The following is a 12,988-nucleotide window of genomic DNA, read 5'->3' on the forward strand; positions in this document are numbered from 1 at the left end:
GAAACACGCGCTTAATTTCATTGGTGGACCTTAGTGGTTCCACCTCACAGAAGTTGGGATATGACCATGAGCAACAACATCGTCCTCGGCGACAACCAGTACGGCAAGGCAGAAGTCCGCGTCGTCAAAGTCACCCGCGACACCGACCGCCACCAGGTCGAAGACCTTAACGTCACCTCGCAATTGCGTGGCGACTTCCAGGCTGCGCACCTCCAAGGCGACAACGCACACGTCGTCGCCACGGACACCCAGAAGAACACCATCTACGCCTTTGCCCGCGACGGTATCGGCTCCCCCGAAGCCTTCCTCCTGCGCCTGAGCGAACACTTCACCTCAGGCTTCGAGTGGGTTACGGGCGGCCGCTGGGAAGCCGAGGCCTACACCTGGGACCGCATCCAGGCACACGGCTCCGAACACGACCACAGCTTTGTCCGCAAGGGCCAGGAAGTCCGCACCGCCGTCGTGGTCCGTGAAGGCAACACAACGCACGTCATCTCCGGCCTCAAGGACCTGACCGTCCTCAAGACCACGCAGTCCGGCTTCGTGGGCTACCCCCGCGACCGGTACACCACGCTGCCCGAGACCACGGACCGCATCCTCGCCACCGATGTCTCGGCCCGCTGGCGCTACAGCGCCGGGCTCGACGTTGCCGGGACCGACTTCAACAAGAGCTATGAGGACATCAAGGCCCTGCTCCTGGAAGGCTTCACGGAGAACTACTCCCACGCCCTGCAGCAGACCCTGTTCGACATGGGCAAGAAGGTCCTGGAGGCCCACAGCGAAGTGGACGAGATCAAGTTCTCGATGCCCAACAAGCACCACTTCCTGGTTGACCTCAGCCCGTTCGGCCTCGACAACCCCAACGAGGTCTTCTTCGCCGCGGACCGTCCGTACGGCTTGATCGAAGCCACGGTCCAGCGCGACAACACCACACCTGCCCCGGCTGCGTGGAACGGCATCGCCGGCTTCTGCTGACCCCGAGGTACCCGCCCAACTGACTCGCAGCAAGTGTCGTTATGGAGCCTCAAAACGACATCAAATGCGAGTCAGTTGGGCAATCACTCGCACCCAAAATCCACATTGTTAGCCAGACAAAGTTAGCCAGACAAAGACGTCTGCCATGAACCAAGAAAGTCTGCCATGAACACGAAGAATAAAACCCGCCCCGCAGCGTCCGGGCCAGCCCGCCCCGAGGACAAGCGACTCTCGATCGGGAGCACGTTCGCCTACGGCTTCCAGCACGTCTTGACCATGTACGGCGGCATCATCGCCCCGCCCCTCATCATCGGAGCCGCCGCAGGCATGTCCTCGCAGAACATCGGCCTCCTGATCGCGGCCTGCCTGTTTGTCGGCGGCCTCGCCACCATTCTGCAGACTGTCGGCATCCCGTTCTTCGGATCGCAACTGCCGCTGGTCCAGGGCGTGTCCTTCGCCGGCGTTTCCACGATGGTGGCGATCGTCAACGGCGGGGGCGGGATCCAGGCGGTGTTCGGCTCGGTCATGGTGGCGTCCCTGATCGGCCTGGTAATCACACCGCTTTTCTCCAAGATCATCAAATTCTTCCCACCCGTAGTCACAGGCACCGTCATCACCACCATCGGGCTGACCCTCATGCCCGTTGCGGCCAACTGGGCCATGGGCGGCAACAGCGCCGCACCCAACTACGGCAGCGTGGCAAACATCGGACTCGCCGCGGCCACGATGGGCATCGTCCTGCTCCTGAGCAAGGTCGGCAACGCGGCCATCTCGCGCCTGTCCATCCTCCTTGCCATGGTCATCGGGACCGTCATCGCCCTCGCCACGGGCATGGCCGATTTCTCCAAGGTTGGCCAAGGTCCGGTGGTGGCCTTCCCCACACCGTTCGCGTTCGGTGCTCCCACCTTCGAAATCGCGTCCATTGTTTCGATGCTGATCGTCATCCTGGTCACCCTGACCGAAACCTCGGCGGACATCATCGCCGTCGGGGAAATCGTGGAAACCAAAGTCGATTCACGCCGTATCGGCAACGGCCTCCGGGCGGACATGCTCTCCAGCGCCATCTCCCCGATCTTCAATTCCTTCACCCAGAGCGCCTTCGCCCAGAACGTCGGCCTCGTGGCCATCACCGGCATCAAGAGCCGCTTCGTGGTCAGCGCCGGCGGGTTCATCCTGGTGGTCCTCGGACTGCTGCCCGTCCTCGGGCGAGTTGTCGCAGCGGTTCCCACGCCCGTCCTGGGCGGCGCCGGCGTCGTACTCTTCGGAACTGTGGCCGCAAGCGGCATCCGGACGCTCTCCAAGGTGGAGTACCGCAACAATATGAACCTGATCATCGTGGCCGCGTCCATCGGCTTCGGCATGATCCCGATCGCCGCCCCGAAGTTCTACGACCAGTTCCCGTCCTGGTTCTCCACGATCTTCCACTCGGGCATCAGCTCGGCAGCCATCATGGCGATCCTGCTGAACGTGCTCTTCAACCATCTCAAGGCCGGCAACTCGGACAACCAATCCGTGTTCGTGGCAGGCACGGGACGCGTGGTCAGCGAAGCGGACATTGCCTGCCTCGCGCACGGCGACCGTTTCGAGAACGGCAAACTGATCGACGCCGAAGGCAAAGAAGTGCCGCTCAAGTCGGACACCCCCGCCGAGCACTAACGGCTTTCTGCGCCGAACTGGCAGGTGCTGCCCCTATTCCCAAGAAGGGCAACACCTGCCATTTCGCGCGAGATACGGTTTCGCGTGAGACGGTTGTTTCATGAGGATCGATGAGCGAATCCAACAACACTACTCGGAGCTTGGGCCGCAGGAACAAAAGGCCGCGGATACCCTGTTGGACCGTCTGGGCGACCTTGCCGTCTACAACGCGGCCGAGCTGGCCCAGCTGAGCGGCGTTTCCAAGGCCACCATGAGCAGGCTCTTCCGCCGCCTCGGATTCGCCGATTTCAGCGAGGTCAAGGAACACACCCGGAGCCTGAGGACCAGCGGAGTGCCGCTCGCCAGGCAGGAGGGCGACGGCAGGCTCCCCCTGCATTTGGCACAGGAACAGCAGAACCTGGACCGCCTTTTCGACACGCTCGACGACGATCGCCTCCTCAAGGTGGCACAACAACTGGCTGAGGCCCGGAATGTCCTGCTGATCGGTTTCCGCAACAGTTTCCCCGTAGCCCTCCACCTCCGGCAGCAGCTTCTGCAATGCCGTTCCTCAGTAAATCTGGCCCCTCAGCCAGGCCAAAGCGTGGGCGAAGAACTGGCAGGACTGGACGGGAACGACGTCGTGGTCCTGCTTGGCTTCCGGCGCAGGCCCGACCGTTTCCATCACGTCCTGAAGGCCGCTACCGCCACCGGCGCGAGCACCATCCTGATCGGAGACCCCAGCGCCCGCTGGCTTTCGGCCGATGCCTCCCTCTGGATCGAATGCCCGGTGGAAGGCAGCGCCGCCTTTGACAGCTATGCGTCGGCCATGAGCCTCATGAGCGTCCTCGCGAATGGCGTGTTGGCGGCGAAGGGCCGTTCAGGAAGGGATCGCGTCCTGGAAATCACCGGGGTGTTCGACTCACTCGAAGAGATCGAGCGGCGGTAGTCCGACGGCGATTGTCCGCCCCACACGCGGACCCCCGCCGCAGCAAGAGCTGGCACCCGCGACCGCAAGCGTAAAGAAGAGTTAGCGGCCCGGAAACGACGCTGAAACATCTGTTCCATTCAATTGAATCAGTGAAACGACTGCCCCTGTCGTGGAAAACCCTGATTCGAGGAACCGATGGCTGAAGCACAGCTCGCCCCAGAGCAAACGGGTGCGCCTGGCACCCTCCTTGACAGCCCGATTGACGAAGCCGCCGCACACCGCGATCCACGGCTCAGCAATGAAGACCTGGCGCCCTTGAAGAACCAGCGCTGGAGCAGCTACAACCTGTTTGCCTTCTGGATGTCAGACGTCCACAGCATCGGCGGCTATGTGACGGCGGGCAGCCTCTTCGCCCTCGGGTTGGCGAGCTGGCAAGTGTTGGTGGCCCTGCTGGTGGGCATCGTCATTGTCCAGGTCTTTTGCAACCTGGTGGCGAAGCCCAGCCAAAAGACAGGCGTCCCGTACCCCGTGATCAACCGGGCGGTCTTCGGCGTCAAGGGCGCCAACATCCCGGCCATCATCCGCGGCCTGATCGCCGTCGCCTGGTACGGAGTGCAGACCTTCCTCGCCTCCGAAGCGCTGGTGATCGTGTTCCTGAAGTTCTTCCCGGCCATGAAACCGTTGTACGACGTCCACCAATACAGCTTCCTCGGCCTTTCGGCCCTGGGTTGGATCTGCTACGGAATCCTCTGGGTAGCCCAGGCCGCATTGTTCTGGAACGGAATGGAAAGCATCCGCAAGTTCATCGACTTCGCCGGTCCAGCCGTATACGTGGTCATGCTGGTCCTTGCCATCTACTTGGTATCCAAGGCAGGCATCAGCAACATCAGCCTGAACCTGTCCGCCGGCGAACCGCTCGGCTTCGCTGCGTCCATCCCGGTCATGATTTCCGCGATCGCCTTGGTGGTGTCCTATTTCTCCGGCCCCATGCTCAACTTCGGCGACTTCGCGCGTTACGGGAAGAGCTTCAAGGCAGTGAAGAAGGGCAACCTCCTGGGTCTGCCCGTCAACTTCCTGTTCTTCTCGCTGCTCACGGTCATCACGGCGTCAGCCACCATCCCGGTCTTCGGTCACCTCATCACGGACCCCGTCAAGACCGTCCAGGAAATCGATTCGGTGTTCGCCGTGCTGCTCGGTGGACTGACCTTCGTCATCGCGACCGTGGGCATCAACATCGTTGCCAACTTCATCTCTCCCGCGTTCGACTTCTCCAACGTGAGCCCGCAGAAGATCAGCTGGCGCATGGGTGGCATGATCGCCGCCGTCGGATCCGTCATCTTGACCCCCTGGAACTGGTACTCGAACGACGACGCCATCCACTACACCCTCGGCGTGCTGGGAGCGTTGATCGGTCCGCTCTTCGGCATCCTGATCGCCGGCTACTACCTCGTGGGAAAGCAGAAGGTGTGGGTTGAGGACATGTACACGATGAAGCCAAGCGGCAAGTATTGGTTCCGCAACGGCTACAACCCCAACGCGGTCATGGCGGTGGCCATCAGCGGCGTGGTGTCGATCGCCTCGGTCCTGATCCCCAAGGCACTCCTGGACTCGGGAGCCACCACGGTCAACGCAACGTGGATCGGCAATTACAGCTGGTTCCTCGGTTGCGCCTTGGGCCTGTTGACCTTCTGGTACTTCGAAAGGCGCTCTCCGATGATCAACCTGGAGCCAAACGGCGTCGAAGCGAACGACGGCGCCCTCGTCTGAGCGCCTGCCCTCACGAAAACAGGAACCGCCGGACGCTCGCTCACTTTTGACCCCTTTTGGCCAAGGGTGAGCGAGCGTCCGCAGGAAACCCGGCATAGGTGAGCGAGCGTCCGCAGGAAACCCGACATAGGTGAGCGAGCGTTGGGACCGCCTAGTTCTGGTTCAATTCGGCCGAGATTGCGAGGGCGGCTTCCCGCAGCAAGGGCACGGCGCGGTCGGCAAAGTGCTGGTCCACCCGGGAGACCGGTCCGGAAACGGAGATGGCGGTCGGGGTCGGAGCGTTGGGGACGGCCATCGCGAAGCAACGGACGCCGATCTCCTGCTCTTCCTCGTCGATCGAGTAGCCGCGTTCGCGGATCCGGTTCAAATCGGCGAGGAGGGAGTCAATGTCCCCGATGCTCTTTGCCGTGGGAGTCGGCATGCCCGTGCGGGCCACGATGCCCCGGACCACCTCGTCATCCAGCTGGGCCAGGATGGCCTTCCCGACGCCGGTGTCATGCATATGGGCGCGGCGGCCCACCTCGGTGAACATGCGCATGGAGTGCAGTGACGGAACCTGGGCAACGTAGATGACCATGTCGGAATCCAGCACGGCCATGTTGGACGTTTCGCCGAGCCGGTCCACGAGGGACTTCAACTGGGGACGCGCCAAGGCTCCGAGTTGCTTGTTGGCGCCTTCGCCAAGCCGGATGAGCCGAGGGCCAAGCGCGTAGCGACGATTGGGCAGTTGCCGGATGTAGCCGAGGGACACCAAGGTGCGCAGCAGGCGGTGGATGGTGGGGAGCGGCAGGTCTGTCGACGACGACAGTTCGCTCAACGTGACGTCCCCGCCGGCGTCAGTGATGAGTTCCAGCAGTTCGAAGACGCGCTCGACGGACTGCACGCCTCCCGAGGGCTTTTCAGCCATTCCGTTGTCTCCTATGGCTCGGAATCCGACAACTCTTATCCGCATCGTGAAAAGAATTGCTTAGAACACTCAAGATACAGCACGCGACGCCGGAATGCTTGCCCATCAATCAGGGCTTGTGTTTCCACTTTGTAGATAATAATATCCATAATACGAAAACATTCGGTTTGAGCGGAGGCCCACCACGGGCCTGTACGAGGAGGAAATTCAATGGCGAACCCGAGCCCCGGAAATTCGATCACCCTGCGCGTCGCCGCGCCATCGAGCTTCACAGCCACGAGCGAGCTGGCCGCAGCCGTCGCCGCCGTCGGTGCGGCCGTCACCGCACTGGATGTGACCGAGTCGCACCAGGACACCCTGGTTGTCGACGTCACCTGCAACACCACGGACGAAGACCACGCCAACCGCGTCAAGGACGCCCTCAATGCGCTCGACGGCGTCACTGTCCAGCACGTCTCGGACCGCACCTTCCTCATGCACCTCGGAGGCAAGCTCGAGGTCGTCCCGAAGGTGGCCCTGCGCAACCGCGACGACCTTTCGCGCGCCTACACTCCCGGCGTCGCACGCGTCTGCCTCGCCATCGCCGAGGACCCGGCCGCTGCCCGTAACCTGACCGTCAAGCGCAACACCATCGCCGTCCTCACCGACGGTTCGGCCGTCCTTGGCCTGGGCAACATCGGCCCGGCCGCAGCCCTGCCTGTCATGGAAGGCAAGGCCGCGCTGTTCAAGCAGTTCGCCAACGTCGACGCCTGGCCGGTCTGCCTGGACACCCAGGACACTGAAGAAATCATCATGATCGCCAAGGCCATGGCTCCGGTCTACGGCGGCATCAACCTTGAAGACATCGCAGCCCCGCGCTGCTTCGAAATCGAGAAGCGGCTCCGCGACGAGCTGGACATCCCCGTCTTCCACGACGACCAGCACGGAACCGCAATTGTCACGCTCGCGGCGCTCGTCAACGCATTGCGCGTCGTGGACAAGAAGCTGTCTGAGGTCAAGATTGTGGTCTCCGGCGTCGGCGCTGCCGGCTCGGCGATCATCCAGCTCCTCAAGGCCCAGGGCGCGCAGCACATCGTCGCCGCAGGCCGTTCCGGCGCCATCCACTCGGGCGAAAAGTACGACGACGAACACCGTTCCTGGATCGCCTCGAACACCAACGAGGCCGGTTTCTCCGGCACGCTGCACGAAGCCCTCAAGGGTGCGGACGTGTTCATCGGCGTCAGCGCTCCCCACGTGATCGGCGAAGAGCAGGTCGCCTCTATGGCAGAGGACGCGATCGTGTTCGCCATGGCCAACCCCACTCCGGAAATCGACCCTGTGATTGCGTCCAGGCACGCAGCCGTCGTCGCCACCGGCCGGAGCGACTTCCCCAACCAGATCAACAACGTGCTGGCTTTCCCGGGCTTTTTCCGCGGACTGCTCGACGCCGGAGCATCGGACATCATCCCGGAAATGCTCGTGGCCGCCGCGGAGGCTATCGCCAACCGGGTTGCAGATGATGAACTGAATGCGAGCTACATTATCCCCAGCGTCTTCGACCCCCACGTTGCCGCCGATGTCGCCACAGCCGTTGCAAACGCAGCAAACGCAGCAAACGCAGCATCTGCCAAGGCCGCTAACGCTCTCTAGGAAAGGACCATCCCATGGCTCTCACAGTCACAGACCCCCGGCCGATCGAACGAGCCGAGGAGATCCTGACTCCCAAGGCGTTGGCCTTCGTGGAGGAACTGCACCGCCGTTTCGCGGGCACCCGCACCGAACTCCTGGCGGCCCGCGTCGCCAAGCGTGAAGAAGTGGCCCGCACCGGCCGCCTCGATTTCCTGCCCGAAACGCAGGACATCCGCGACGGCGACTGGAAGATCGCCGAAGCGCCCCCAGCCTTGCAGGACCGCCGGGTCGAGATGACCGGCCCGGCTTCCCCGGCCAAGATGGCCATCAACGCCCTGAACTCGGGAGCCAAGGTATGGCTCGCCGACCTCGAGGACGCCAGCACCCCGACGTGGGCGAACGTCATCGACGCCATCCTCAACCTCCGCGACGCCGCCCAGGGCACCTTGAGCTACACCTCCCCGGAGGGCAAGGAATACCGGCTCCGCACGGACGCGCCACTCGCCGTCGTCGTCGCCCGCCCCCGCGGCTGGCACATGGACGAACGGCACTTGCTGCTCGACGGCGAACCCACCGTGGGCGCGCTGGTCGACTTCGGCCTGCACTTCTTCCACGTGGCCAAGCAGCTCCTGCTCAATGGCCACGGCCCCTACTACTACCTGCCCAAGATGGAAAGCCACCTTGAGGCCCGCCTGTGGAACGACATCTTCGTCTTCGCCCAGGACTACCTCGGCATCCCGCAAGGCAGCGTCCGCGCCACCATGCTGATCGAAACCATCCCGGCCGCATTCGAAATGGACGAGTTCCTCTACGAACTGCGGGACCACGCGTCCGGCCTGAACGCCGGCCGCTGGGACTACCTGTTCAGCATCGTGAAGTACTTCCGCGACGCCGGCGAGTCCTTCATCCTGCCGGACCGCGCGTCCGTGGTCATGACGGCCCCGTTCATGCGCGCCTACACGGAACTGCTGGTCAAGACCTGCCACAAGCGCGGGGCCTTCGCGATGGGCGGCATGGCTGCCGTCATCCCGAACCGCCGCGAGCCCGAAGTCACGGCCCAGGCCTTCGAGAAGGTCCGCGCTGACAAGACCCGCGAAGCCAACGACGGTTTCGATGGTTCCTGGGTGGCCCACCCGGACCTCGTCTCCACCTGCCGCGAAGTGTTCGACTCGGTCCTGGGCGACAAGCCGAACCAGCTGGACAAGCAGCGCCCGGAGGTCTCCGTGACTGCCGAACAGCTGCTGGACATCTCCTCCGCCGGTGGCCACGTGACCGAGGCCGGGCTTCGCCTGAACCTCTACGTCGCCGTCGCGTACACCGCCGTGTGGCTCTCCGGCAGCGGCGCCGTCGCCATCCACAACCTCATGGAAGACGCCGCCACCGCGGAAATCTCCCGTTCCCAGGTGTGGCAGCAGATCCGCAACAAATCCGTCCTGGCTGACACCGGCAACACGGTCACCCGCGAACTGGTCACCCGGATCCTCGGCGAAGAGACCGACCGCCTGCGCAGCGAGGTTGACGCCGAGTCCTTCGAGAAGTTCTACGAGCCGGCCAGCCGTCTGATCGCTGACATCTGTCTCTCCGAGGACTACACGGACTTCCTCACCACTCCCGCCTACGAGCTGGTGTAGGAATGGCCGCTTCTTCCTTCTCGGCGGCCGATCTCGCCGCCATCGACACCCAGCTGGCCGCCACCGACCAACTGCTGGAGCGCAACTATCCCGGTGACGACGGCACCCGCCAGCCCGTGCACACGGTGTACGTCCCGGCGGACCGTTTCACTCCGTCGCTCTCCGCGGAATGGGGCGCCCAGGCGATTACGACGGCGGAGGCCCACGGCGGTCTCGAAAGGCTCGGTACGTTGCTGGGCCAGGAGCCCGAACTGGCTGCCGCCGTCGCGACCCGGGTGGCTGCCAAGCTGCGCAGCGAACCGATCGAGGACTTGCGCCTCGACTTCGAGGACGGCTACGGCGACCGGGGCGATGAAGCAGAAGACGTCGCGGCGGTCGCGGCGGCGCAGGCTGTCAGCGAAGCCGTTGCCGCGGGTTCCGCCCCGCCGTTCATCGGCATCCGGTTCAAGTGCTTCGAGGCCCCCACCCGGGCACGTGGCCTGAAGACCCTGGACCTGTTCGTGTCCACTTTGGCCTCGGCCGGGGATCTGCCCGAGGGCCTTATCCTGACCCTGCCGAAGGTCACCACGGTGGCCCAGGCGCAGGCAATGGACTTCGCGGTCTCCCGGCTGGAAGAGATCCACTCCCTTCCGGCGGGCCGGCTCCGTTTCGAAGTCCAGGTAGAGACTCCGCAACTGATCCTCGGCCCGGAGGGGACCTCCCCCGTGGCCCAGCTTCCGCACGCAGTTCCGGGCCGCATCAGCGCATTGCACTACGGCACCTACGACTACTCTGCTTCGCTGCAGATCTCCGCGGAGTACCAGTCCATGGAGCACCCGGTGGCGGATTTCGCCAAGGAAGTCATGCAGTTGGCTGTTGCGGGCACCGGAATCCGGCTCTCCGACGGTTCCACCAACATCATCCCGGTGGGCGACAACGTGGAAAACGCGTGGAAGCTGCACGGCCGTTTGGTCCGCCGCTCGCTTGAACGCGGCTACTATCAGGGCTGGGACCTGCACGCTGCCCAGTTGCCGAGCCGTTTCGCGGCAACGTATGCCTTCTACCGCAAGGGCCTGCCTGCCGCCGCGGCCCGCCTCCGCAACTACGTGGATCGCACCGAAGGCGGCATCATGGACGAGCCCGCAACCGCCCGTGCCCTCGCCGCCTTCGTCCTGCGCGGCGTCCAGTGCGGAGCGGTGGGTTCCGAAGAAGTGCTGGCGCTTGCCTGCGTCGAACTCCCCCGGCTGACTGCACTGGCGCATCCCCGGCTCGCACACACCACCTCCAAGTAAGGATCCAAAGATGGGCAAGTACTACTATCCCCAGGGCGGCCTGCCGCCGCAGACCCACCTCACCACGGAACGCGCAATCGTCACGGAGGCCTACACGGTCATCCCCAAGGGCGTGCTGACCGATATCGTAACCAGCAACCTGCCTGGCTTCTCCAACACGCGTTCCTGGATCATTGCCCGCCCGATCTCCGGATTCGCCACCACGTTCTCCCAGTTGATCGTCGAGATCGGCCCGGGTGGCGGCGCTCCCAAGGCCGAGTTCGAGGCAGGCGTCGAAGGCGTCGTCTTCGTCACCAAGGGCAAGGTCAACCTGTCCCTTGACGGCGAACTGCACCAGCTCGAAGAGGGAGGCTACGCCTACCTGGCTGCCGGTTCCAACTGGGGCTTGGAGAACGTCTCGGATGAGATCGTCTCCTTCCACTGGATCCGCAAGGCCTACGAGCGCCTTGAGGGCTACGAAGCCAAGTCCTTTGTCACGAGCGACAACGAAGTCGAAGCGGGCGAAATGCCGGACGTCAACGGCGTCTGGGCAACCACGCGCTTCGCCGACCCCAACGACCTGGCCCACGACATGCACGTGAACATCGTGACATTCCAGCCTGGCGGGGTCATCCCGTTCCCGGAGACCCACGTCATGGAACACGGCCTGTACGTCCTGGAGGGCAAGGGCATGTACCTGCTCAACAATGACTGGGTCGAGGTGGAGGCAGGCGACTTCATGTGGCTGCGCGCCTTCTGCCCGCAGGCCTGCTACGCCGGTGGCCCGGGTCCGTTCCGCTACCTGCTGTACAAGGACGTCAACCGTCAGGTCAAGCTGACCTAGGGTTTCCCTCCCGGCTACCCCAACTGACTCGCAGTTAATGTCGTTATGAGCGCTCATAACGACAACTACTGCGAGTCAGTTGGGTTTGGGGCGCACCCACGTTCTCAGCGTTGACCCCCTCGCTTCGGAAGAGGACGATCGAAACTACGGGGGGCAAGGGCGCCCAGCCTTTGCCCTGCAGCGTAGCTTCAGGAGGCAGCCATGGAGGCTGCGCGGGCCTCTCGGACTTCCCGCGTATCCCGGGCGGGATTCCGGGTGGCCGTCGTCCTGGCTTTTACCTTGGCGTCCGGCGCTTGCACCTACCCTCTGACAAGTGAACCCCCGGCGGGCACCTCGTCGTCCGATTCGCAAGGGGCATTGCCCGAATCCCCGGTTGCGGATTTCTTCGCGCATGAAATGCTCAACCGGGGCGCGCCGGCCGTCGTCGTCCAGATCAAAGTCCGGGGACGGGAATGGTCCCAGGCCTACGGAAGCCAAGACGTCGAGACCGGCGAGCCGGTAGCCGTGACCGACCGGATCCAGGCCGGCGGCATCACACAGTCGATGGTGGCGGTTTCAGTCCTCAAGCTGGTCCAGGAAGGAAAGCTGGGCCTTGAGGACCCCGTCACGGAGTACTTCCCGGAATTCGAGCAGCTTGTCCACCCGCCCGGCCCCGTGACGGTCCGCTCCCTGTTGAACCACAGCTCCGGCCTGCCCGACGCACCGGAAGCCATCTTGAAGGCCATGCCGCCCAAACAAGCCATCGACACAAGGTTCAGCATCGAGGACTATCTTCGGACGGCCGGGACCGTGCCATGGGCGCACGCCAACTTCCAACTGTTCCGCTACTCGGATGCCAACTACTTCGCCTTGGCCGCGATCGTACAAAAACTCCGCGGCCGGCCGATCGGGGATGTACTGAAGTCAGATATCTTTGTGCCGCTCGGAATGAGCCATACCTCGCTGGAAGCCGAGCCGGACCGGGATGCGCGCGACATGATCCAGAGCTACGAATTCATCGACGGCGAGCGCATCAATGCCTCGCAGCCGGAGTACCTGGTCGGTTCTCCCGCCGAGGGAGTCATCTCCACGGTGGGTGATATCAACACGTTCTATGCAGCGCTCATGCAGGGCCGGCTACTCACGGCGAACACCCTCCGCGACATGCAAACCCTGTGGCAGGAGAACCACGGACTCGGGCTGCAGCGTTGGAATGATGAATGCACGAACGGCTTCTACTACGGCTACGGCGGCAGCACCTGGTTTGCGAGCATTGCGTTGTCCACGAGCGACGGGAGCCGCCAGATAGCCATGAGCTTCGCCTATCCATCCGACACTGACAAACACATTGAATCGACGGATGGCAGCGGCCAGTCGGAGTTCGAGCAACTCCGGGAGGTGGCCATCGCGACCATGAACGGGCTCTGCTGAGTCGGAACGCTCAGCCCGTCGCTCGCCTGCGGC

10 protein-coding genes are annotated in these 12,988 nt (G+C 63.6%); 9 read left to right on the forward strand and 1 reads right to left on the reverse strand.

Going from position 1 to position 12,988, the window contains the following annotated elements; all coding sequences use genetic code 11:
• The first annotated feature begins 60 nt into the window (after nucleotides 1-60).
• The 4 genes from pucL (at nucleotide 61) to ABH924_RS12425 (ending at nucleotide 5,305) form a co-directional block, all read left to right on the forward strand.
• Nucleotides 61-975, forward strand: a complete 915-nt coding sequence (pucL, locus tag ABH924_RS12410; protein ID WP_404499194.1) for a factor-independent urate hydroxylase — start codon at nucleotides 61-63, stop codon at nucleotides 973-975.
• Between the two features lie 165 nt (nucleotides 976-1,140).
• Nucleotides 1,141-2,631, forward strand: coding sequence for a nucleobase:cation symporter-2 family protein (locus ABH924_RS12415; RefSeq protein ID WP_404499196.1), 1,491 nt, complete (start codon nucleotides 1,141-1,143; stop codon nucleotides 2,629-2,631).
• A gap of 100 nt (nucleotides 2,632-2,731) precedes the next feature.
• A complete protein-coding gene (locus ABH924_RS12420; protein WP_404499198.1) occupies nucleotides 2,732-3,556 on the forward strand; it encodes a MurR/RpiR family transcriptional regulator in 825 nt (274 codons plus the stop codon).
• Between the two features lie 177 nt (nucleotides 3,557-3,733).
• Nucleotides 3,734-5,305 carry an NCS1 family nucleobase:cation symporter-1 gene (locus ABH924_RS12425; protein WP_404499200.1) on the forward strand — a complete coding sequence of 524 codons (1,572 nt, stop codon included), beginning with the start codon at nucleotides 3,734-3,736 and terminating at the stop codon, nucleotides 5,303-5,305.
• Between the two features lie 151 nt (nucleotides 5,306-5,456).
• Here ABH924_RS12425 and ABH924_RS12430 read toward each other — a convergent pair whose 3' ends face one another.
• Complete coding sequence (locus tag ABH924_RS12430) at nucleotides 5,457-6,212, reverse strand: IclR family transcriptional regulator (RefSeq protein WP_404499202.1); 756 nt, start codon at nucleotides 6,210-6,212, stop codon at nucleotides 5,457-5,459.
• A gap of 210 nt (nucleotides 6,213-6,422) precedes the next feature.
• Here ABH924_RS12430 and ABH924_RS12435 point away from each other — a divergent pair, with 210 nt between their 5' ends.
• The 5 genes from ABH924_RS12435 to ABH924_RS12455 all read left to right on the forward strand — a co-directional run bounded on the left by ABH924_RS12435 (nucleotide 6,423) and on the right by ABH924_RS12455 (nucleotide 12,955).
• Entirely contained in the window at nucleotides 6,423-7,841 is a 1,419-nt protein-coding gene (locus tag ABH924_RS12435) for an NAD-dependent malic enzyme (RefSeq protein WP_404499204.1), read from the forward strand.
• A gap of 14 nt (nucleotides 7,842-7,855) precedes the next feature.
• Nucleotides 7,856-9,451, forward strand: coding sequence for a malate synthase A (aceB, locus tag ABH924_RS12440; protein ID WP_404499206.1), 1,596 nt, complete (start codon nucleotides 7,856-7,858; stop codon nucleotides 9,449-9,451).
• A 2-nt stretch (nucleotides 9,452-9,453) separates the two neighbouring features.
• Nucleotides 9,454-10,722, forward strand: a complete 1,269-nt coding sequence (locus ABH924_RS12445) for a DUF6986 family protein (protein WP_404499208.1) — start codon at nucleotides 9,454-9,456, stop codon at nucleotides 10,720-10,722.
• A gap of 10 nt (nucleotides 10,723-10,732) precedes the next feature.
• Nucleotides 10,733-11,545, forward strand: a complete 813-nt coding sequence (locus tag ABH924_RS12450; RefSeq protein ID WP_404499210.1) for a bifunctional allantoicase/(S)-ureidoglycine aminohydrolase — start codon at nucleotides 10,733-10,735, stop codon at nucleotides 11,543-11,545.
• Nucleotides 11,546-11,746: 201 nt separating this feature from the next.
• The gene (locus tag ABH924_RS12455) at nucleotides 11,747-12,955 is read left to right on the forward strand and encodes a serine hydrolase (protein ID WP_234753405.1); all 1,209 of its coding nucleotides are present in this window, start codon (nucleotides 11,747-11,749) and stop codon (nucleotides 12,953-12,955) included.
• The last annotated feature ends 33 nt before the right edge of the window (nucleotides 12,956-12,988 follow it).

The organism is Arthrobacter sp. GAS37, assembly GCF_044908325.1.
Classification (GTDB): Bacteria; Actinomycetota; Actinomycetes; order Actinomycetales; family Micrococcaceae; genus Arthrobacter; species Arthrobacter ramosus.

Excerpts from the sequence above, each read along its gene's own strand:
- pucL (WP_404499194.1), top strand. The coding sequence starts at position 61 with ATGACCATGAGCAACAACATCGTCCTCGGCGACAACCAGTACGGCAAG.
- ABH924_RS12415 (WP_404499196.1), top strand. The coding sequence starts at position 1,141 with ATGAACACGAAGAATAAAACCCGCCCCGCAGCGTCCGGGCCAGCCCGC.
- ABH924_RS12420 (WP_404499198.1), top strand. The coding sequence starts at position 2,732 with ATGAGGATCGATGAGCGAATCCAACAACACTACTCGGAGCTTGGGCCG.
- ABH924_RS12425 (WP_404499200.1), top strand. The coding sequence starts at position 3,734 with ATGGCTGAAGCACAGCTCGCCCCAGAGCAAACGGGTGCGCCTGGCACC.
- ABH924_RS12430 (WP_404499202.1), bottom strand. The coding sequence starts at position 6,212 with ATGGCTGAAAAGCCCTCGGGAGGCGTGCAGTCCGTCGAGCGCGTCTTC.
- ABH924_RS12435 (WP_404499204.1), top strand. The coding sequence starts at position 6,423 with ATGGCGAACCCGAGCCCCGGAAATTCGATCACCCTGCGCGTCGCCGCG.
- aceB (WP_404499206.1), top strand. The coding sequence starts at position 7,856 with ATGGCTCTCACAGTCACAGACCCCCGGCCGATCGAACGAGCCGAGGAG.
- ABH924_RS12445 (WP_404499208.1), top strand. The coding sequence starts at position 9,454 with ATGGCCGCTTCTTCCTTCTCGGCGGCCGATCTCGCCGCCATCGACACC.
- ABH924_RS12450 (WP_404499210.1), top strand. The coding sequence starts at position 10,733 with ATGGGCAAGTACTACTATCCCCAGGGCGGCCTGCCGCCGCAGACCCAC.
- ABH924_RS12455 (WP_234753405.1), top strand. The coding sequence starts at position 11,747 with ATGGAGGCTGCGCGGGCCTCTCGGACTTCCCGCGTATCCCGGGCGGGA.